Below are 18,592 nucleotides of genomic sequence, written 5' to 3' on the forward strand. Positions count from 1 at the left end.
CCGACCGGCACCTGATATCTGCCGGGTCTCGCGCAGGCTGTGTCAATGCCGCCCGTAATTTCCCCAGAAGCGCCGAAGTAAATTTCCCCAGTTTCGCCGGTCAGGTTGTCGCGGTGATGTGGTCGTTTTTGGGCGGCCGTCCCCTTGGCCGTCGTAGCGGTGCTGGGGTCGGCGGTGTGATGGTAGCCTTGGAGCGGACGTGCTCGGGCATGAGGTCGGCGTGCTGGCGCAACCGGTAGCTGGAGCCTTCGATCTGGATGACCAGAGCATGATGCAGCAGGCGGTCGAGGAGTGCGGTGGCGACGACCGGGTCTCCGAACACCTCGCCCCATTCGGCAAAGCCGCGGTTGGAGGTCAGGACCATCGCACCACGCTCGTATCGGGCGTTGACCAGCTGGAAGAACAGGTTGCCACCCCCAGGAACGACGGGCAGGTAGCCGATCTCGTCAACGATCAGCAGAGCCGGTCGACAGAAGAAGCGTATGCGTTCCGTCAGCCGTCCCTCGCGCTCGGCGCGGGCGAGTTGCCCGAGCAGGTCGGCGAGTGTGCAAAAGTAGACACTGCGCCCTGCCTTCACCGCCTCGACGCCGAGGGCGATGGCCAGATGGCTCTTGCCGGTGCCGGGCGGGCCGAGGAAGTGGACGACCTCGCAGCGACCGATAAAGCCGAGTTGTGCGAGGGTGAGGATACGATCGCGGTCGAGCGACGGCTGGAAGGAGAAGTCGAACCCTGAGAGCGTCTTGATGGTCGCCAGTCGGCCCATGCGCAGGGCCGTCTTGATGCGGCTGTTCTCGCGCAGGGTCAGTTCCTCGGCGAGCAGCATGTCGATGGCCTCCAGAGCACCGATCTCCCCGTGCTCGAGGCGGCGCACGACCTGATCGAGGGCTTCCAGGGCGCGTGGCATTTTCAGACCGACCAGATCGTGGCGGATCCGCTCCAGGGTCGACGGGGTCAGATCACCTGGAGCGCTCATGACCGGCACTCCCGGGCAAGACGGCGAGCGACAGCGTCGTAGAACTCCAGGGAGCGCTGAGCGACCACGTCGCCGGTTCGGCTGACGACCACATCTCCGTCGGCTCCACGTCTTCGTCCTGTGGAGCCCCCTCCTTTTCGGTGTCCAGGAGCCACCCGGCGCTGGTGGCGGCCTTCCAGGACCGGATGGGTCGCGATCAACGTGCCGTCCTCGAAGATCCTGATCTCCTGGGCGAGCGTGTGCACCTCGACCGTGCGCCGCCGGGTGGCATCCGGAACGCTGTAGAAGTTGCCACCGACGCTTACCATCCCTTCCCGGGAGATCCGTCGCTCCAGACGTAGTACGGAGCGGAACGGCGCCAGAGGCAGAACCAGCAGGTGCGGCTTCTCCTCGGCGAACGCCTCGTTCACGACCCGCCGGGTTGTGGCATGCACCCTGGGATTGGCGACACTGTCCAGCCAGCGCCGCAGCTGCTCGTTCAGATCGTCCAGGTTGCGGAACGAACGGGCCAAGAAGAAGTCCTCGCGGATGTATCGGAACGGCCGCTCGACCTTGCCCTTGGTCTTGGCCCGGTAGGGCTGGCACGCGCGCGGGTGGAAGCCATAGTGGCGGGCCAGATCCACAAGGGCCCTGTTGTAGACGATGCCGCGCGGCTCCCCGTCAGCAGCTTCGCCGATCACCGCCGTCTTCATGCGGTCGTAGAGAAGCTCGCGTGGCACGCCGCCGATCGCGTCGAAGGCGGCGACGTGGCAGCGCAGCACTGTCGCTAGGTCCTGATGGGCGACGAACCGTGCCCAGATCAGGCGGCTATGCCCCAGGACCAGCGAGAACAGCCACACGATCCGCGGCTGTTCCGGCTCATCGGTGAACACCACCTGGAACTGAGCAAAGTCGACCTGTCCTTGCTGACCGGGAGGTGTCTCGAAGCGGATCTCATAACCCGGTGTCGGCGCGGGACGGATATCACGCAGATAATCCGTCACCGCCGTATAGCCGCCGCTATAGCCGAGGTCCCGCAATTCTCGCAGCAGCCGGGCGCCGGTCAGGCCAGGCCACGTCATCACGCGTTCGCGCAGATAGGGGGTGTACGGATCCAGCAGACGTGACCGTGGCCTGCGTGGGCCATAGCTCGGTGGCTCCAGGCCGCGCTCGATGTAGCGACGAACGGTCTTGCGGTCGAACCCGCTCTCCCGTGCGATCGCCGATATAGACAGCCCCTGCCGATGCAGTTCCAAGATCATGAGCATCTCTCCCAGTTTGATCACCGCCGAACTCCTCTCGCCGACCGAGAGGAGCATCGGCAACTCGCCGCCGCCGGTCATCCGGGGCGCGCCCCGGATGACCGGCGACACGCCAACTGGGGAATTTTCAAACGGCGGTTCTGGGGAGATTCACTCCGGTATCAACAGGCTGAACGGACGGGTCCCCCCATGCCCCTCGAATTCCAGGTCGCCCAGGACCTCGTGATGGCCTTCCCCACGCCGATCCTCAAGATCCGCGTGCCCGAAGCCGCCCAGATCAATCCTGGCCTACGCTCCCAGATCCTCGACCGCGAACGAAGCGAGCCCGGCCAGGTCCGCTCCAATGTCGGCGGCTGGCATTCCAACGACGACCTGCTCGACTGGCCGGGGCCCGAGGTCGGCGCGCTGAAGAGCTGGATCGGCCGCGCCATCCAGCGCATGACAGAGGTTACCGCCGGCAAGCAGCAGCAGGGCCTGAACGTCCAGCTCGACGGCGGCGCCTGGGCCAACGTGCTGCGCGACGGCGGCTACAACAAGATCCACAACCACCCGGGCTGTTCCTGGTCGGGCGTCTATTACGTGAGCCTGGGCGAACGCCGGGGCGACATTCCGGGCAACGGGCAGATCGAGTTCCTCGACCCGCGCATGGGCGTCGACTTCGCCGAGCTGCCGGGCATGCCCTTCGCCGGCAAGCACGTGGTCGAGCCGGAACCCGGGCTGATGCTTGTGTTCCCGAGCTGGCTCTACCACTACGTCAACCCGTTCCACGGGTCGGGCGAGCGCATCACCATCGCCTTCAACGTGATCCTGCGGATCGGGAAAGGCGGGCCGGCGACGCGCTGACGCCCGGCACCACCAGGTCGTCGATCGGCGTCGCGCCCTTGGCGAGAGATCAGGGCGTCGAGAGGCAGGCGTCGTTATCGCCTCGGAGCCCTTGAACAGCCTTCAAGCGTTCTTGCCGTACCGACCTTCGAGCTCTGCCGCTATCGCCTGCTCCGGCAGCAGACTGCTTCCGCCGAGCACGAGTTCGACCACCTTCCCGTCCGCGCCACGGACCAGCTTCGCCTGCTCGCCGTGATTGGCGAAGCCGCCGGCAAGCCGGATCGTACCGGTATCGTCACCGGTCACCTCAATCTCGCCCGCGTCCATCAACGGGTTCATCAAGCCCGGCGCGCACAGCAGGACACGGTCCTTCATCGGAACGAGATCGATAGGCCCCCAGAGTGTCCACCAGCGCCCGCGCCAATCCTCGGTCCGCGTGGTCGGTGCCCCGCGGCTCTCGTAGCCGCGCAGGATTTGCAGCACACCGTCGGACCAGGGCTGGGCATACCCGTCGACCGCATTGGTCAGGATCGATACCGTCAGGTCCTTGCCGGGGATTACGGTCGTGCGGCTGATGCAGCTCTGGAAGCCGCCGCTGTGGCCGAACCACTCCGAGTCGCCGGTATTGCCGAGAATCACACCGAGACCGTAGTGGCGGGCGAGGCTCGAATGCGCGTCGCTCCACTGCCGCCGGATCATTTCCCGCCGGCTCTCCGGCGACAGGACGCTGCGCTTGGCCGCCGGGTCCAGGCTTGCGAAGAAGCGGGCGAGATCGCTGGCGGTCGACACGAAACCGGTGGCGGCGCTGAGCGCTCGGGTGTCGTTGGTCCCCGGTACGACAACCCGGCGTCCGAGCGGCAGCTTGCCGGAATGGCCCCGCCCCATCACCGCCCCTTCGGGCAAAGGCATGTCGGGCTCAGTCTCGGCGAGCTTCGAGGGGACCACGATGGTCCGCCTGATCCATTCCCGGTACGGCATGCCGGTGACCGCTTCGATCACCAGCCCGAGCAGGCCGAAGCCATGGTTCGAGTATTTGAAGCGCGTGCTGGCGGGGATGATCGGCGCTTCGGTCAGCGCGGCGCGCAGTTCCGCCTCATCGAGATAGGGACGCCGGTCCTGCCACTGGCCCGCATCCAGACCGTCTCGAATGATGCCGGCGCTGTGCGACAGCAATTGCCCAATGGTCGCCCGGGCGATTTTCGGGTGCAGCCCGTCGACGTAGCGGCCGACCGGATCGTCGAGACGGACCTTGTCCGCCTCGCGCAGCTTCATGATGCCGGCCGCCGTAAAGGTCTTGGAATGCGATGCGACGCGCAGCCGATGGCGCGGGGTCAGGGCTTCGCCGCTCGCCAGGCTGGCGTGACCGAACGCCTGCTCCAGGACCACCTTGCCCCGATGGGCGATCGAGATCGAGCAGCCCGGCTGTTCCGATAGCCGCATCTGGTAGTCGATCCACCGCGGCACGTAGTCCAACGCCGCCGTCAGCCAGCTCTTCATGGTCGAGCCTTTTATTGGAGGAAAGTCCGAGGACGGTACTCTATTCGAGGTCGAAGTCAGCGCGCATCCGCGGCCTGGCCGCCCTCACCCCACCCGGCTGACCCGTCCCTCGATCGGATACTGCGGATCGTTGTAACCCGGGGTCGAGGGGTGGCCCGGCACCACCAGGGCGTCGATCAGCGCCTCGTCCTCGGCGGTGAAGGCGTAGTCCAGCGCCTTCAGATAGCCTTGGAAATGCTCCATGGTCCGCGGACCGGCCAGGGTCGCGGTGACCAGCTTGTTGTTCAGCACCCACCGCACCGCCAGGTCGATCGGCGTGGCCCCCTTGGCCTCGGCATGCGCCTTGATCTTCTGCGCGATCTCCAGGCTCTCGTGGCGCCACTCGGTCTGCATCATCCGCTTGTCCTGGCGGGCCGCCCGGCTGCCCTCCTCCGGCGTGACGTTCGGCGCGTATTTCCCGGTGAGGATCCCGCGGGCCAGCGGGCTGTAGGGGACGACGCCCAGGCCGTAATAGCTGCAGGCGGGCAGGTGTTCCACTTCCGGCATGCGGTTCAGGGCGTTGTAATAGGGCTGGCTCACCACCGGCCGGTCGATGCCGATCTCGTCGCAGAGCCGGCAGATCTCCGCCACCCGCCAGGACCGGTAGTTGGACACGCCGAAATAGCGGATCTTGCCGGCCTTCATCAGATCGCCCAGCGCCGTGACCGTCTCGCGCAGGTCGGTCGCATGGTCCTCCTTGTGGAGGTAGTAGATGTCGATCACGTCGGTGCCGAGCCGCTTCAGCGAGGCGTCGCAGGCCATGTGGACCCAGCGCCGCGACAGCCCGCCCCGGTTCGGATCGCCGCCCAGCGGGTTGGCGAGCTTGGTCGCCAGCACCCAGTAGTCCCGTCCTTGCGCGATCGCCCGGCCGACCACCGCCTCGCTCTCGCCGCCGTTATAGGCGTCGGCGGTGTCGATGAAGTTGATCCCGGCATCGCGCGCGGCGGCGATGATCTCCTTGCTCTCCGCCTCCGGGGTCGGCCCGCCGAACATCATCGCCCCCAGGCAGAGCGGCGAGACCTTCAGGCCCGAACGGCCCATCGTGCGGTAATCCATGACATCCTCCGGTTCGGATCGGGGCGGCAGTCTCGCGCAGCGGATAGAGCACGTCCAGCCGGTGACTGATCCCTTGCCTCCCGCGCCCCCGCGTGGTGGCATCGCGCCAACAAGACCATCCGCCCGAGGGAGGGGCACCATGAGCACCGACACCCTGTCTGACGAGACCCGCGAGAAGCTGTCGACGGTCAGCACCGCGACGCTGACCACCCAGATGTACAAGCGCGGCTTCCGTAACGTCTTCATGCAGGGCGTCGGACGGCTGACGACCGCCCATGACCGCAACATGGTCGGCCCCGCCTTCACCCTGCGCTACATCCCGGCGCGCGAGGATCTAGACGACCTGTCGGTCTTCCAGGACTACGACCACCCGCAGCGCAAGGCGATCGAGACCTGCCCGGAAGGCCACGTGCTGGTGATGGACAGCCGCGGCGACGCCTCCGCCGCCTCGGCCGGCAACATCCTGATCACCCGGTTGATGAAGCGCGGCGCGGCCGGAGTCGTGACGGATGGCGGCCTGCGCGACAGCTATCAGATCGCCGAGTACGACATCCCCTCCTATCACTCGCACCCCTCGCCGCCGACCAACCTGATCAAACACCACGCGGTGGAGACCCTGAACGAGCCGATCGCCTGCGGCGGGGTCGCGGTCTATCCGGGCGACATCCTGGTCGGCGACCTCGACGGCGTGGTCGTCATCCCACGCCACCTGGCCGACGAGGTCGCGAAGGACGCCGCCGAGCAGGAGATCCACGAGGAGTTCATCTATTCCGAAGTGGCCGGCGGCAAGCCGCTGCGCGGCACCTACCCGCCGGACGAGGCCGCCAAGGCGCGCTATGCCGAGTGGCGCAAGAAGCGGGACGGCTGATCCGGTGAGCACCGAGACCACTCCCTCGCCCAGCATCGACGACGCCATCGCCGATTACGACCGGTTGGCGGGGACCCTCGCCCCCCGCTATGCCGGCTCCGGTGCCGCCGAGCGCCTGGTCAAGCGGCACGCGGCGATCCTGCCGAAGCCGCCGGGGCCGGTGCTGGATATCGGCGCCGGCAGCGGTGCCCACGCGGTCGCTTTCGAGGCCGCAGGCTACCGGGTGGTCGCGGTCGAGCCGTCGGCCGGGATGCGGGCGCAGGCGCTGACCCTGTTCCCGGACATGGACGCCGAATGGATCGACGACCGGCTGCCCGACCTCGCCGTGGTGCGGGCGCGGGGCGAACGGTTTGCGTTCATCCTGATCAACGCGGTGTGGATGCACGTCCCGCCGGCCGACCGCGGCACCGCCGTGGCCGCCGTGGCCGATCTTCTGACGCCGGGCGGCATCGTCTCCCTCGCCCTGCGCCAGGGCCCGCCCCCGGCGGACCGGCCGATGTACGAGGTGCTGCCGGAGCCGATTTCCGCCGATTTCCGCGCGGCCGGCTTCGAGGAATTGGAACGCTCCGAGCATGGCGGCGGGGGCGGCTCGGATGCCGGCTTCGTCCGACTGGTCCTGCGCAAACCGTAATCATTTATTATCCGCGTATCTGTTACGGTTATGGGATAGCGCCCGCGATTCAGGATCCCCCGTGACAGAGATGGACGACGATTTCCCCCCTGGGGCGGATCCGGACGCGGCCACCGAACAGAGCGCCACGCCGAAGAAGACGCGACTGCGCGAGGAAGGTCCTCCCACCATGGAGGACCGGCTTGAGGAGATTTCCGACCGGGAGCTCGACGCGGTGCTCGCGGCGCACCAGAAATACGTCAACGGCCGCAACGGCGGCGCCCGCGCCAACCTGTCCTTCAAGAACCTCAGCGACCGCGACCTGTCCGGCCGCGATCTCCGTCACGTGGAGCTGACCGCCGCCCGGCTGCGCGGGGCCAGCCTGTCCGGCGCGAACCTGCGGGCGGCGACCGTCTTCTGCGCCGATCTGCGCGGCGCCAAGCTGGTCAGCGCCCAGCTCGACCGGGCCGACCTGCGGGGATCCTGCCTGCGCGGCGCCAATCTCAGCGGCGCGAGCATGATCGACGCCGATTTCCGCGAGGGCACGCTGTTCCATTGGGACCGCAGCGGCAACCTGACCGCCTGGACCCACGAGACCGACGCGAACAACGCCAGCAGCGCCATCATCCGCAACGCCGACCTCACCGACGCCAAGCTCTCCAACGCCTTCGTCCAGCAGACCGACTTCACGGATTCGATCCTGCGGAACGTGAAGCTCAACCGGGCCGACCTCAGCCATGCGGACCTGACCGGGGTCGATCTCGGCGGTTCCGACCTCAGCGAGGCGAACCTGACGGGGGCAAAGCTCAACGGGGCGATGCTGGCGGACGTGATCCTGAGCCACGCGAACCTGACCGACGCCGACCTGTCCGGTGCGCTGATCGACGCGGTGGACATGGACGCCTCCTCCATCGCCAATGCCACCCTGCCCCGTACGCTGGAATCCCTCGACAAATCCCTGCGCGAGATCCTCGAGCTGCATCTGCGATTCTACCACACGGGCGGGCGCGAGGGCGTGCGGGCCGATCTGGAGCGGGTCGACCTGTCCCACAAGGAACTGGAGCGGGTCACCCTGGTCGCCGGCAACCTGCGCTACGCGGTGCTGCGCGGCGCCAAACTGAGCCGGGCGACCCTGATCATGGCGGATATGGCCTTCGCCGACCTGACCGGCGCGGACCTGTCCTTCGCCGATCTGCGCGGAGCCAACCTCCACCGCGCCCGGCTGAAAAACGCCCGGATGCGGCGGGTGCGCATGGAACCGGTGGATATCGCCGGCTTCGCCATGCAGAAATGGCCGACCAATGCCAGCAACGCGACCTTCGACGACGCCATCCTGGACGAAGCCAATCTGCGGGCGGCCAAGCTGGGGGAGGCGAAATTCCGCAACACGTCCCTGAAGAATACCGATATGAGCGAGGCGGATCTCAAGGGATCGGATTTCACCGGGAGCAGCAGCGGGGCGCTGAAGCTAGACGGGGCGGACACCCGCAATGCCGCGGGGCTGCCGGAACCCACCGAATAGACGGCAGGTCGCATGGTTCAAAACGTCTCCACCGACGAAGCCGTCGAGTTCGCCCGCGGGCTGATCGCCGAACTCCGGGAGCGCCGCCTGTCCGCCCTGGCCGGGGTCTCGACGAAGATCGATCCGGTGACGGAGCGCCGCATCGCCCTGGAGGTCGGCGGCGACGAGCTGAAGGAGCTGGCGAAGCGGCGCCACGGGCTGGAGGAAGCCGCCAAGCGCACCCGCCGTCAGGCCGACGAGCCGCGCAACACGACGACGAACTTCGCGTCGGCCCGCATGTACGAAAAAGCCCGCCGCCAAGACGTGGAGATCGAGCGGGCGGCGCAGAAGGCGCGACAGGCGCGGGCCAAGTTCCAGTTCGTCTACGACGCCGTCATCGCCTCGGAGGCCTTCGCGGAACGGCTTCGCGATGAGATGGCCGCGGCTGATCCGGCCTATGCGCGGGTGGCGCAGCTCGAGGGCGCCATCAGCGGGGTCGAGGCGCTGGTGGATATCTGGATCGCCCGCAAGGGCCAGGGCCACGCGACCGTGGCCGTCGATTTCGGTGCGCTGCGCGACATGGCCCCCTACGACGCCGCCCGGCGGCTGATGCAGCTCGTCCACGGCCGAAGCGGCGGCGGTGGTGACGCTCTCGCCCCGTCCTGAAACTCCGCCGTTCTCTCGCGGCGCCCCAGGCTCTAAGCTGCCGGAAAACCGGTAAGAACCGTCCCTGGGAGGACCCATGACTTTCGAGACCATCACCCTGGAGCGCATCGGCGACGTGGCCCGGCTGTCGATCAACCGGCCGGAGAAGCGCAACGCCGTCAACGAACAGGTCCACCAGGAGATGCGCGCCGCCGTGGCCGAGATCACCGGCGGCAGCGACAAGGCCAAGGCGCTGATCCTGACCGGGACCGGCGACCGCGCTTTCTGCTCGGGCCAGGACCTCTCCGCCCGCATGCCGCCGGAGAGCGGCCCGCCGACCCGCGATCTCGGGGCCGGGCTGGAGATGTACTACAACGCCCTGATCCGCCGCCTGCGCCAGATCGAGATGCCGGTGGTCACCGCCCTGAACGGCGTCGCCGCCGGCGCCGGCGTCGGCGTGGCCCTGGCGGGCGACATCATCCTGGCGGCCCGGTCGGCGAAGATCGTGGTCAGCTTCTGCCGCGTCGGGCTGATCCCCGATGCCGGCGTCACCCACCACCTGCCCCGCCTGATCGGCGAGAACCGGGCGCTCGCCCTGGCACTCACCGCCGATCCGCTCGACGCCGAGACGGCGGAGAAATGGGGACTGGTCTGGAAGGTCCATGACGACGACAAGCTGCAGGACGAGGCGGTCGCTATGGCCGCCAAGCTCGCCAAGCTGTCGCCCCGTGTCGTCCAGCGCACCCGCCGGGTGATGCGGGCGGCCATGTCGAACGACCTGGACACCCAGCTCGCCCTGGAGCGCGATATCCAGCGCGAGGTCGGATTCGGCAACGACTATGCCGAGGGGGTGCGGGCCTTCCTGGAGAAGCGGGAGCCCAAATTCACCGGGACCTGAGCTCCTCCCAGGTCTTCCGCGAGATCCGGTAGAGCACGTGGCGCAGCAGCCGGTGCCCTGCCGGCAGCAGCGGGTGGTCGAAGTCGCCGCTTTCGTCCCGCGTCATGCCGATGCGGCGCATCACCGCCTGGGAGCGGGCGTTCTGAACGGCGGTGAAGGCCACCACCTCCTCGCGGCCGAGCACCCCGAAGGCGAAATCGAGCGAGGCCACCGCCGCCTCGCTCGCGTAGCCCTTGCCCCAGGCATCCCGGCTCAGGCGCCACCCCACCTCGGTGCAGGGACCGCAGGGCAGTTCGGCACCGTAGGCCGGCACGCTCGGCCCGACCATGCCGATGAAACCCGGACCGCCCTTCACCTCCACGGCGAAGAAGCCGAGGCCCTCGGTCTCGATCCGCTCCTTCATACGCAGCGCCAGCGCGTCGCTCTGCGCCCGGTTCAGGGTGTCGGGGAAATGCTCCATCACTTGCCGATCAGCGTTCAGCGCGGCGAAGGAAGCGAAATCGGACTCCCGCCAGGGCCGCAGGATCAGGCGCTCGGTTTCGATCGGCAGGCCGGTGGGAGACATGGGAACACCCTTGGAGTGGGAACGGCCCCCGGACTACCTTAGGCGCCGGATCTTGTGGAGAAGGAAATGACCGTTCGCATCTATCACAACCCGCGCTGCTCCAAGTCGCGCCAGACCCTGGCCCTGCTGCAGGAAAAGGGGATCGAGCCGGAGGTGGTGGAGTACCTGAAGACCCCGCCGAGTGCCGCCGAGTTGGACGGGCTGCTGACCGCCATGGGTCTGGAGCCCCGCGAGGCGATGCGCCGCAAGGAAGCGCCGTATAAGGAGTTGGGCCTGGATGACCCGGCGCTGGACCGGGCCGCGCTGATCGAGGCGATGGTGAAGAACCCGATCCTGATCGAACGCCCGATCGTCGCCAAGGACGGAAAAGCGGCGATGGGCCGGCCGCCGGAGGCGGTGCTGGGGATTCTGTAGGCTCACCCCCGGCCCTTCGACACGCCCCGTCCCGGATCAAGTCCGGAACGGGGCTGCTCAGGGCGAGGTCAAACAACTTTTCACAACTCTGACCTCGCCCTGAGCAGGACCCCGGCTTTCAGCCGGGGGACGTGTCGAAGGGCCGGGATTGCGGAATGAAGGAGCCTGGAGCAAGCCGCCGTTCCCATCTGGAACAGGGCAGCCGCCCTGCCCTAAGATGACCCGTCTCCTCTCCCAGCAACGGGTCCCAGCCATGTCCAAGCTCGATTTCCAGCCGCTTGCCGGTGCCAGTTTCGGCCGTCATGTCCGGGTCACCGGCGCCAACGGCGATGCGGAGGTGATCGAGGCGCTGGAGGCCGAGGCCGACACCCTGCTCAAGGCCTTCTACGACGGCCACGGCTTCATGCTGCTGACCGGCCTGCACAGCATGGCCCGCGACCCGTCGCAGCTCGTGCGCCTGTCGCGGCTGTTCGGCCCGGAAGTGGAAGACTACACCAAGACCGGCATGATTCTGGACCGGGTGCACAAGGAGGTGCCGGAGATCCTGGTGATCTCCAACGCCGCACCGATGAACCAGAAACCGCCGGCCCGGCCGGAACCCGCCCTCACCGCCGACGGCAAGCTGCCGGTGCAGTTCCCGCACCGCCGGGGATGGCATACGGATCAGAGCTACCGCCGTCCGCCGCCGGACATCTCGCTGTTCTACTGCGTCCACCCCGCCCCGATCGACCAGGCGCAGACCCTCTATGCCGACGGCATCTCCGCCTACGAGGCGCTGTCGGACGAGATGAAGGCACGGATCGAGGGGGTGGAGGCGTTGCACGTACAGCCGGGGACCGGGCGCGCCGAACTGGCGGTGAAGGCCGGCGAACCGGTGAAGCCTCTGGGCCCCCTGCAGCAGCCCCAGCGCCAGCCGATCGTGCGCGTCCATCCGGTCACCGGGCAGAAGGCGCTGTATCTCTGCGAGAGCGGTCAGCTCGACTGGATCGAGGGGCCGATCGTCGGCATGGAAAAGGGCGTGGACGGCGACGGCGCCAAGCTGGTCTACGAGCTGATGAGCCACTTCACCAGCGAGCCCTTCGCCTATGTGCAGGAATGGCGGACCGGCGATCTGGTGATCTACGACAACCGCTGCACCATCCACAGCGCCACCTGGTTCGACGGCGACGCGACCGACCGGGTGATGTGGCGCACCACCATCCGCGGCAACCCCGGCCCCGAATATGCGGACGAGGCACCGAGCTGGCTTCCGGCCGCCTGAGCCCGACGCCCTTCGACACGCGCTCCCGGGCCAAGTCCGGGAGCGCCGCTCATGGTGAGGTCAATTTTCTGAGTCATTTGTTTTTGACCTCATCCTGAGCAGGCGCGAAGCGACGTGTCGAAGGGCGACGCGCCGATTGAACGCCGACCACGACAAACGCTAGAATGCCGTGCACTATCCATCCACCGGGTGGAGCACGGATCGGCGCTCGGTATCGGGTCGTCGACGCAAGCGGGGGCGGGCCTTGGAGATCTCACTGGCGACTATCTACGGCCTGCTTGTGGCGATCGGCCTCGTGTCCGTCGACACGGTGCTGAACGCCAACACGCTGTTCCTCGACTCCCATGTCGCCGCCAAGTTCGAAGAGGCCGGCTATTCCGCCGAAGTGGTGGAACAGCATCTGATCAGCGAGCTCGCGATCATCGCCGACACCAAGTCGCTGGTGAAGGCGCCGGTGATCAAATCCAGCGATACGCCGTCCATCTCCGCAGCCCTGGCCTCGGTGGTGAACCTTCAGGCCTCGCTTGAGGCGGCGCAGCAGCTCGTCGGCTTCGCCCCACCCAAGCTCTATGCCGCCGCGGTCCGGCACGGCGAAACCGATACGCTGGAGCTGACCGGCCGCTCGCCGCTGTTCGGCCGCTTCTCGATCTCGGTCGACGGGACGGAGAAGAACACCGATCAGATGATCGAGGAAGCCGCCTACCGGACCTTCCGCGAACTCGACCCCTACACCGCCATCCTGTCGCGCTTCTCGCTCAACCCCGACGATCTGGCGGCGGTCGAGGCGGAGCTCGACGAGGTCCTGGCCCGGGTGCGGACGCTGCCGACCCCCGACACCAAGGCGCAGCTCCAGAACCTCAAGGGCATCATCGCGCTGGACCGCAACGACGTGGAGGGCGCGGTCACCTGGTTCCAGGCCGCGCTGAAGGACGATCCGCATTTCCACGTGGTGCGGCTGAATCTGGCGCTCGCCCTGGTGCAGCTCGACCGCTACAACGAGGCGATCGTCCAGACCAGCTTCATCGCCGATCCGGCCTATTGGCCGATGACGGGCGATCCGGTTCTGCTGTCCGCCGCCCACGTGCTGCGCGCCGTCGCCCATTGGGGCCGAGGCAATCTCCTGGAAGCCAGGAGCGATCTCGACTACGCGATCTACCTGCAACCGACCTCGACCGCTGCCTACTGGTACATGTCCGGCCTCCTACACGCCATGGGGCAGCAGACCAGGGGCGAGATGATGCTGCAGAAGGCGATCGACAACCTGGTCTATTTCGAGACCTATCCGGAAGTCGCGCTGCTGTACTTCTGGGTCTCGGCCGAAGACATGCGCCCGCTGGAGCGGCGCTCCACGACCCTGCCGAGCTGGCGCGACCAGGGACAGTCCAACGCCGTTCCCGCCGTTCCGCAGAGCAAGCCGGACGCGGCCCCGCGTGCGCCGACACCATCGCTGTCGCCGCTGCGCCGAACCACCTGAGGCCGAACCACCTGAGGCCAACGAAAACGGGGCCGCCCGAAGGCGACCCCGCTCCGACGACGGGTCCGGCTCTGGAGGGAGGATCGGACCGTCGCCGGACCGTTATCGCCTCTCCTCCGCCCGGCTTCCAATCGAAGGGCCGTATGACAGCGATCGGGTTTTCCTATCGCTGGTCCGCCGGTCAGGAACCGGCAGCGGCCGAACCCACGGTGAAGCCGCCGCAGATATACATGACCTGCCCGGTCACGAAGCCCGAGCGCCCGTCCATGAAGAAGCTCACCCCGTTGGCGATGTCCGCCGGGGTGCCGAGGCGGCCGACCGGGATGCCGTCGATGATCTTCTGGGTACGCGGATCGCTGGCCGGGTTGGCGGCGTGCCACAGCGGCGTCTCGATGCTGCCCGGGCCGATTGCGTTCACGGTGATGCCCGAGCGCGCCAGCTCCAGCGCCCAGGTGCGGGTCATGCCGTGGATTGCCGACTTAGACGCCGCATAGGCGGTGCGCAGTTCCTTGCCCATGGCGGCGCGCGAGGAGATGGAGACGATGCGCCCGAAGCCTTCCGAGCGCATACCCTCGACCAGCCGCTGGGTGATGGTCAGGATCGGCTTCACGTTCAGCCCCATGACCGCGTCGAAATCCTCCAGCGTCGTGCCATCCAGATCGGCCGGCTTCACATGGCCGACATTGTGGCAGACCCGGGTGATCGGCCCGTCCTTGAGCACGTCGTCCAATGCTGCATGGATGGCGTCGGTGTTCAACAGGTCGACCTCGACCCAGCGGGTCTGGATCGGCGGATCGGGCTCCACCCGGTCGAGGATCACGACCTCGTAGCCGTCCTCGATCAGCCGCTCGACGATCCCGCGGCCGATCGAACGCGACCCTCCGGTCACCAATGCCCGTTCCATGCGTCTTCTCCCTTTCGGTTTTTCAGGTCAGGTTCGCGAATTCTGCGCGATCCAGGGGTCCATCTCCGGGACCTCCCAGTCGGCGTACCAGGCTTCGATATGCGGTTTCAGCGCGGCGTAGAGATCGGCGTAGTCCTGGTCGTAGGGCAGCGCCGAGACCTGCTCCGCCAGCTCTGCGGCGACCGCCTTGAGGTCGAAGCGGGTGGGCAAGCCGCCCTCAAGCACGACCTCGCCGTCGATGATCACCGTGTCCACGTCGCCCTGCTTGGCCCGCTGCAGGACAACGGCGAAGGGATCGGCCTCCGGCGCGATATAGGGCCAGCTCAGGCGGTCCAGATCGACCAGCACCAGATCGGCGGCCATGCCCGGAGCGATGCGCCCCACCTCGTCTTCCCGGCCCAGCAGCTTCGCCCCGCCCGTGGTGACGAGCCCGAAGGTCTGGGCGAGCGTCGGTGCCGGCGATCCGATCCGGGGCGTGCGGTGCAGCCGGTGGGCCAGCCGGATCTCCGCGAACATGTCCTCGTCGTCGCCGATGGTCGTGCCGTCCATGCCGAGGCCTGTCGTCACGCCGCCGGCGAGCAACCCGTTCAGCGGCGCCACGCCGGAGCGCAGGCGCAGATTGGAGCTCGGATTGTGGGAGATCGCCGCCCCGGTCTCCGCCAGGATCTCGATATCCGCCTGCGACGACCAGACCGCATGGGCGAAGGACATCCGCGGCGACAGCACGCCCAGATCCTTCAGATGCGCGGTCATCGACTTGCCCAGCGCCCGCTCGGCTTCCAGTCGCTCGTACAGGCTTTCCTGCACATGGGTCTGGATGCCGGTGTCGTGGCGGGCGGCCCCGTCGGCGATGGCGACCATCAGGTCGTCCCCGACCCATTGCGGGCCGGGCGGGCCGTACCAGGCGCGCGCCCGCTTCATACCCTTCGCCCGGTCTATCAGGCTCTCCATCAGGGCGAGATAGTCCTGCTCGCTGCCCTTGTCCGCGTCGAGGAAATGGGCCCGTGCCCGCCGGGCGAGCTCCTCCGGCAGCGAGGCGACGAAAGCCTCGTCCTCGCGGTGGACCAGCCGGCTATAGAAGCTGACCCCACCCGCCAGATGGCCGCGGATGCCGCTCTCTTCATAGGCGTCGAGCCGGGCCGACAGATCGTCATGGCCGGACTGGTAGGCGTTGCCGACGGACGCCATATCGACCACCGCGGTCACGCCGGTCTGCAGCAGCCGTCCCGCCGCCACCAGGGTGCGCAGCCGCGGGTCGGTCCAGCGCATACGCGGGTTGCCCAGGATCCAGGGCTCCAGCACCCCGTCCTCGATGCCGTGCTGGATATGGGTGATGGCGTTGGAGTGGTGGTGGGCGTTGATCAGGCCCGGCAGCAGCGCCTGGGTCCCGTCGCCGAATGTCGGCGCGTTCGGATACCGGGCGCGCAGATCGGCGGCGGGCGCGACCTCCACGATCACGCCGTGACGCACCAGCACGGCGGCATCGTCCACCCGCCTGGGTGCGGGATCGGACGCGTCCTGGACGAAGACCCAACGGGCCTGGATCAAGATCGGCATGGCACCCTCCCAACCATTGGACACGGCAGATGATACGACGCGGCAGGCGGGCGCGAACCCGTTCTTCTGGTCCGGTTCACCGCCGCCCGCCGGCGAGTTTGACGGAATCCGGATGCGCCCGCAGCTTGAGCATCGCCCAGATCCCGAAGGCCGGGCCCAGAGCCAGCGGCGCGAAGGCCCAGGTCCAGCCGACCAGATCCACGAAGACCGGCATCAGATGGATGCTGACCAGGGTCAGCAGGAAGCCGATGGCGGTCTGCAGGGTGATCATGGTGCCGACCAGATAGCGGTTCGACAGCTCCGCCACCGAGGCCGAGAACTGGGCGCTGTCGGCGATGATGCTCACCCCCCAGAGCAGGCAGACGGCGATCAGCAGCAGCGGCGGGCCGCCGAAAAACAAGCCGACCGTGAGCGAGCAGATCCCGCTCACCGCCATGGCGATGGAGGTGACCATGGTCCGCCCGACCTTGTCCGCCAGCACGCCGGCGGCGAAGGCGCCGGCCGAGCCCACGGCGATGGTGGCGAAGGTGGCAAGTCGAGCCCAGGTGATCGCCGCCCCCTCGTCCATCACCAGCCGGAAGCTGGCGTCCAGGAACACCCCGAGCCAGGCCCAGGCGGCATAGAGCTCCCACATGTGGCCGAAATAGCCGAAATTCGCCAGGCGCAGGGCCGGCAGCTTCCAGGCCCAGAGTGCGGCCCCCGGATCGAACCGGGCGCCCACGGTCATCAGCGGACCGCTGCCGGCGGACCGGATCGCCACCGCCGAGCTGACCGCCAGCAACGACGTGACGGCAATGGTCCAGCGCCAGTCGACCACGATCAGGCCGTTCACCAGATGCGGCATGGCCGACCCGAAGGTGAGGGCCGACACCAGCAGGCCGACGAGCAGACCGAGATCGCCCTTGGCCCAGCTCGCCGCGATCTTCATGCCGACCGGGTAGATGCCGGCGATGCAGGCGCCGGTGATGAAGCGCAGCACCAGCACCACCGGCGACGTAGGATCGACCGTCAGGATCAGCGCGTTCGCCGTCGCCGCCACAAGGGCCGAGATTGTGAAGAACAGCCGCGGGTCGATCCGGTCGGCCAGCGCCAGGAAGGCGCTGGTCAGACTGCCGGCGACGAAGCCGGCCTGCACCGCGCTGGTGAAGGCCGATTGCTGGAAGGCCGAAAGGGCCACCTCCTCGCGCAGCGCCGGCATGACGGCGGAGGCGGAGAACCACAGGGACATGGCCGCCACCTCGGCATAGGCGAGAACGGCGAGCGAGGCTCCCTTGGTGCGGAACGGCACGGTCCGGAACCGGCGGCCGTCAGCCGCCGATGACCCTCTTGGGCGCACCGTCGGCCCAGGCCTGAATGTTCTCGACCATCTGGCTGTAGAACGTCCGGTAGGATTCCTGGGTCACGTAGCCGACATGGGGCGTGGTGAGCAGGTTGTCGATCTTGCGGAACGGGTGATCCGCCGGCAGCGGTTCCTGGTCGTAGACATCGACCGCTGCCGCCCGGATCTTGCCGCCGGTCAGCGCGTCGATCAGCGCCTGCTGCTCGACGATCGGTCCGCGCGAGGTGTTCACCAGGATCGCCGAGGACTTCATCCGGCCGAGATCCTCGGCCGTGATCAGGCCGCGCGAGCGGTCGGACAGGATCATGTGGATGGTGACGATGTCGGCGCGGCTGAACAGCTCCTCCTTCGACACCTTCTCCACGCCCAGCTCGTCGCAGCGCTCCTGCTTCAGGTTCGGCGACCAGGCGATGACGTCGAGGCCGAATTTCGGCGCGATATCCGCCACCGCGCCGCCGAGCTTGCCGAGGCCGACCACGCCCAGCGTCTTGCCCGACACGGCCGTGCCGGTGCGCTCCTGCCAGCCGCCCTGCTTCATGGTCAGGTGGTCGAAGGCGACGTTGCGCATGGTGCCCAGGATCAGCGCCCAGGTGAGCTCCACCGTGCTGGAGCCGGGGCTGTCCGTGCCGCAGGTGACGACGCCCATCTCCTTGGCCGAGGCGAAGTCGACCGCGTTGTTCCGCATGCCCGAGGTGATGAACAGCTTCAGGTTCGGCAGTCGCCGGAACACCTCGCCCGGAAACGGCGTGCGCTCCCGCATGGCGCAGACGATCTCGAACTCCTTCAGCCGCTCGACCAGGGGCTCCACCGCCACCAGGTTGTCGGTGAAGACCACCGGCTCGAACCCGTCGGGCAGGCTCGACCAGTCGGCGCTGGTCAGGGCGGCGTTGGCGTAGTCGTCCAGGATCGCAATCTTGGGCACGGGCGT

General features: G+C 67.8%; 18 protein-coding genes. 9 read left to right on the forward strand and 9 right to left on the reverse strand.

From position 1 onward, the window contains the following. Positions 1-100 precede the first annotated feature (100 nt). Entirely contained in the window at positions 101-973 is an 873-nt protein-coding gene (istB, locus tag T8K17_RS19500) for an IS21-like element helper ATPase IstB (protein ID WP_028793182.1), read from the reverse strand. Next, entirely contained in the window at positions 970-2,238 is a 1,269-nt protein-coding gene (gene istA, locus T8K17_RS19505; protein WP_028793183.1) for an IS21 family transposase, read from the reverse strand. Before istA ends, istB begins: the two co-directional genes overlap by 4 nt. Positions 2,239-2,403: 165 nt before the next feature. Here istA and T8K17_RS19510 point away from each other — a divergent pair, with 165 nt between their 5' ends. Continuing rightward, positions 2,404-3,057, forward strand: a complete 654-nt coding sequence (locus T8K17_RS19510) for a TIGR02466 family protein (RefSeq protein ID WP_322331395.1) — start codon at positions 2,404-2,406, stop codon at positions 3,055-3,057. Between the two features lie 102 nt (positions 3,058-3,159). Here the strand turns inward: T8K17_RS19510 and T8K17_RS19515 are convergent, their stop codons facing one another. Continuing rightward, the gene (locus tag T8K17_RS19515) at positions 3,160-4,533 is read right to left on the reverse strand and encodes a serine hydrolase domain-containing protein (RefSeq protein WP_322331396.1); all 1,374 of its coding nucleotides are present in this window, start codon (positions 4,531-4,533) and stop codon (positions 3,160-3,162) included. Between the two features lie 84 nt (positions 4,534-4,617). After that, positions 4,618-5,628, reverse strand: a complete 1,011-nt coding sequence (locus T8K17_RS19520) for an aldo/keto reductase (protein WP_322331397.1) — start codon at positions 5,626-5,628, stop codon at positions 4,618-4,620. Between the two features lie 139 nt (positions 5,629-5,767). Between T8K17_RS19520 and T8K17_RS19525 the strand changes: the two genes are divergently transcribed. The 5 genes from T8K17_RS19525 to T8K17_RS19545 all read left to right on the forward strand — a co-directional run bounded on the left by T8K17_RS19525 (position 5,768) and on the right by T8K17_RS19545 (position 10,150). Next, complete coding sequence (locus tag T8K17_RS19525) at positions 5,768-6,496, forward strand: ribonuclease activity regulator RraA (protein ID WP_322331398.1); 729 nt, start codon at positions 5,768-5,770, stop codon at positions 6,494-6,496. Positions 6,497-6,500: 4 nt separating this feature from the next. Beyond that, a complete protein-coding gene (locus T8K17_RS19530) occupies positions 6,501-7,127 on the forward strand; it encodes a class I SAM-dependent methyltransferase (protein ID WP_322331399.1) in 627 nt (208 codons plus the stop codon). A 70-nt stretch (positions 7,128-7,197) separates the two neighbouring features. Continuing rightward, positions 7,198-8,628: a pentapeptide repeat-containing protein gene (locus T8K17_RS19535; RefSeq protein WP_322334988.1), complete on the forward strand. Its 1,431-nt coding sequence runs from the start codon at positions 7,198-7,200 to the stop codon at positions 8,626-8,628. 12 nt (positions 8,629-8,640) lie between these two features. Then, entirely contained in the window at positions 8,641-9,273 is a 633-nt protein-coding gene (locus T8K17_RS19540) for a hypothetical protein (protein ID WP_322331400.1), read from the forward strand. 76 nt (positions 9,274-9,349) lie between these two features. Then, the gene (locus tag T8K17_RS19545) at positions 9,350-10,150 is read left to right on the forward strand and encodes an enoyl-CoA hydratase-related protein (RefSeq protein ID WP_322331401.1); all 801 of its coding nucleotides are present in this window, start codon (positions 9,350-9,352) and stop codon (positions 10,148-10,150) included. Here T8K17_RS19545 and T8K17_RS19550 read toward each other — a convergent pair. Continuing rightward, positions 10,137-10,715, reverse strand: coding sequence for a GNAT family N-acetyltransferase (locus T8K17_RS19550; RefSeq protein ID WP_322331402.1), 579 nt, complete (start codon positions 10,713-10,715; stop codon positions 10,137-10,139). The genes T8K17_RS19545 and T8K17_RS19550 overlap by 14 nt on opposite strands. Positions 10,716-10,781: 66 nt before the next feature. On the opposite strand from T8K17_RS19550, the gene arsC reads away from it, so the two are divergent. The 3 genes from arsC to T8K17_RS19565 all read left to right on the forward strand — a co-directional run bounded on the left by arsC (position 10,782) and on the right by T8K17_RS19565 (position 13,864). Then, the gene (arsC, locus tag T8K17_RS19555) at positions 10,782-11,129 is read left to right on the forward strand and encodes an arsenate reductase (glutaredoxin) (RefSeq protein WP_322331403.1); all 348 of its coding nucleotides are present in this window, start codon (positions 10,782-10,784) and stop codon (positions 11,127-11,129) included. 253 nt (positions 11,130-11,382) lie between these two features. Continuing rightward, the gene (locus T8K17_RS19560; RefSeq protein ID WP_322331404.1) at positions 11,383-12,390 is read left to right on the forward strand and encodes a TauD/TfdA family dioxygenase; all 1,008 of its coding nucleotides are present in this window, start codon (positions 11,383-11,385) and stop codon (positions 12,388-12,390) included. A 244-nt stretch (positions 12,391-12,634) separates the two neighbouring features. Further along, complete coding sequence (locus T8K17_RS19565; RefSeq protein ID WP_322331405.1) at positions 12,635-13,864, forward strand: hypothetical protein; 1,230 nt, start codon at positions 12,635-12,637, stop codon at positions 13,862-13,864. A gap of 181 nt (positions 13,865-14,045) precedes the next feature. On the opposite strand, the gene T8K17_RS19570 is transcribed toward T8K17_RS19565, so the two are convergent. The 4 genes from T8K17_RS19570 to T8K17_RS19585 form a co-directional block, all read right to left on the reverse strand. Then, positions 14,046-14,768 carry an SDR family NAD(P)-dependent oxidoreductase gene (locus T8K17_RS19570; protein WP_322331406.1) on the reverse strand — a complete coding sequence of 241 codons (723 nt, stop codon included), beginning with the start codon at positions 14,766-14,768 and terminating at the stop codon, positions 14,046-14,048. 27 nt (positions 14,769-14,795) lie between these two features. After that, complete coding sequence (locus T8K17_RS19575; protein WP_322331407.1) at positions 14,796-16,325, reverse strand: amidohydrolase family protein; 1,530 nt, start codon at positions 16,323-16,325, stop codon at positions 14,796-14,798. Between the two features lie 76 nt (positions 16,326-16,401). Then, positions 16,402-17,613 (reverse strand): MFS transporter, encoded by a 1,212-nt coding sequence (locus tag T8K17_RS19580; protein WP_322331408.1) that lies wholly within the window; start codon positions 17,611-17,613, stop codon positions 16,402-16,404. A gap of 19 nt (positions 17,614-17,632) precedes the next feature. Further along, positions 17,633-18,586, reverse strand: coding sequence for a D-2-hydroxyacid dehydrogenase family protein (locus T8K17_RS19585; protein ID WP_322331409.1), 954 nt, complete (start codon positions 18,584-18,586; stop codon positions 17,633-17,635). Positions 18,587-18,592: the final 6 nt, after the last annotated feature.

Origin of the sequence: Thalassobaculum sp. OXR-137 (genome assembly GCF_034377285.1) — a bacterium.
Lineage (GTDB): Bacteria > Pseudomonadota > Alphaproteobacteria > Thalassobaculales > Thalassobaculaceae > Thalassobaculum.

What these genes read in the sequence shown, in the direction of transcription:
- T8K17_RS19560 (WP_322331404.1), top strand. Translation starts at nt 11,383, where the DNA reads ATGTCCAAGCTCGATTTCCAGCCGCTTGCCGGTGCCAGTTTCGGCCGT.
- T8K17_RS19570 (WP_322331406.1), bottom strand. Translation starts at nt 14,768, where the DNA reads ATGGAACGGGCATTGGTGACCGGAGGGTCGCGTTCGATCGGCCGCGGG.
- T8K17_RS19550 (WP_322331402.1), bottom strand. Translation starts at nt 10,715, where the DNA reads ATGTCTCCCACCGGCCTGCCGATCGAAACCGAGCGCCTGATCCTGCGG.
- arsC (WP_322331403.1), top strand. Translation starts at nt 10,782, where the DNA reads ATGACCGTTCGCATCTATCACAACCCGCGCTGCTCCAAGTCGCGCCAG.
- T8K17_RS19545 (WP_322331401.1), top strand. Translation starts at nt 9,350, where the DNA reads ATGACTTTCGAGACCATCACCCTGGAGCGCATCGGCGACGTGGCCCGG.
- T8K17_RS19520 (WP_322331397.1), bottom strand. Translation starts at nt 5,628, where the DNA reads ATGGATTACCGCACGATGGGCCGTTCGGGCCTGAAGGTCTCGCCGCTC.
- T8K17_RS19575 (WP_322331407.1), bottom strand. Translation starts at nt 16,325, where the DNA reads ATGCCGATCTTGATCCAGGCCCGTTGGGTCTTCGTCCAGGACGCGTCC.
- T8K17_RS19525 (WP_322331398.1), top strand. Translation starts at nt 5,768, where the DNA reads ATGAGCACCGACACCCTGTCTGACGAGACCCGCGAGAAGCTGTCGACG.
- T8K17_RS19510 (WP_322331395.1), top strand. Translation starts at nt 2,404, where the DNA reads ATGCCCCTCGAATTCCAGGTCGCCCAGGACCTCGTGATGGCCTTCCCC.
- T8K17_RS19535 (WP_322334988.1), top strand. Translation starts at nt 7,198, where the DNA reads ATGGACGACGATTTCCCCCCTGGGGCGGATCCGGACGCGGCCACCGAA.
- istB (WP_028793182.1), bottom strand. Translation starts at nt 973, where the DNA reads ATGAGCGCTCCAGGTGATCTGACCCCGTCGACCCTGGAGCGGATCCGC.
- T8K17_RS19515 (WP_322331396.1), bottom strand. Translation starts at nt 4,533, where the DNA reads ATGAAGAGCTGGCTGACGGCGGCGTTGGACTACGTGCCGCGGTGGATC.
- T8K17_RS19540 (WP_322331400.1), top strand. Translation starts at nt 8,641, where the DNA reads ATGGTTCAAAACGTCTCCACCGACGAAGCCGTCGAGTTCGCCCGCGGG.